2 pseudogenes are annotated in these 936 nt (G+C 56.1%); one reads left to right on the top strand and one right to left on the bottom strand.

Features of this window, described 5'->3' with window-relative positions:
* Window positions 1-211 (bottom strand): annotated as a pseudogene (locus tag C6W91_RS21145) (hypothetical protein); the annotation flags it as partial.
* A 220-nt stretch (window positions 212-431) separates the two neighbouring features.
* Here C6W91_RS21145 and C6W91_RS21150 point away from each other — a divergent pair.
* Window positions 432-743, top strand: a pseudogene (locus tag C6W91_RS21150) (transposase); the annotation flags it as partial.
* Window positions 744-936: the final 193 nt, after the last annotated feature.

Consider the following 936-nt stretch of genomic DNA (forward strand, 5'->3'; position numbering starts at 1 on the left):
AAAGACATGAAATCATAGGAACAACATCAGGGGAATCCTGAATCTGGTCAGAGGCGACATGCTCTAAGCAATGCGGCTGTTCTGATAAGAAGGGTAAAACTTGGCCTCGGGACAGCTTCTTACGAAATACAACTGACCCGTCGTCAAGCGTCCCGTGAAAATGGAAAACGTTTTTTGCAAGATCAATGCCGATGATGGTAGCGTGCTTCATTTGGATGCCTCCAGTTTATGCTTCCGTGATGTCGTTATGACGACACTTGGCACATTGTGATGCCTTCAGGTGGCGGCATCCACACCATCAACTTTCGCGCGTTCCTCTTATGGGAGGGCCAAAGAGCCGATCCCGAAGAGAAGCATGAGCCTGCGAAAGATGGTCGAAGCCGGAGAAGCGGAAAAGTTCGAAAGCGCTTGACCTTTACCTGCCGATAGAGAAGGAAGGCAAATACGCCTTTCGCTGGACGCGGCTGTCGTGCCGGAAGTTTCGCGACAACGAGGTGCGGCTGCAACTGCACGCCCTGGCGTACAACCTGGCCACCTTCTTGCGCTGCATCGAGCTGCCCGAGGCCATGGCCGACTGGTCGTTGACCAGCCTGCAACTGAAGCTGATCAAGATCGGGGCACGTGTGGTCCGTCACGCCCGCGCCATCACCTTCCAGCTGGCCGAGGTCGCTGTCACCGGCACGATGGTACGCGCCATCCTCGCCGCTATCCGCCGATTGCGAGCGCCACCGCTATGCGCATGATCGCGATCCACGCTCAAACTGAACGAAAGCGGCTGGACAGATCTGTCCGCTGCGCTGAAAAACGCCGCCCCTGGGCAAGGAAACAGCGGCTTCGCGGTCTGATCCGTCCAGATCCAGCAGTCTGCATGCGGATTTCAGAATTACCGGACAGCGATTACGCTAAATCCCGGACAGCCGTTTCAGTAATTCCCGG

Origin of the sequence: Phaeobacter sp. SYSU ZJ3003, from assembly GCF_041300735.1 — a bacterium.
Taxonomy (GTDB): Bacteria; Pseudomonadota; Alphaproteobacteria; order Rhodobacterales; family Rhodobacteraceae; genus Phycobacter; species Phycobacter gallaeciensis_A.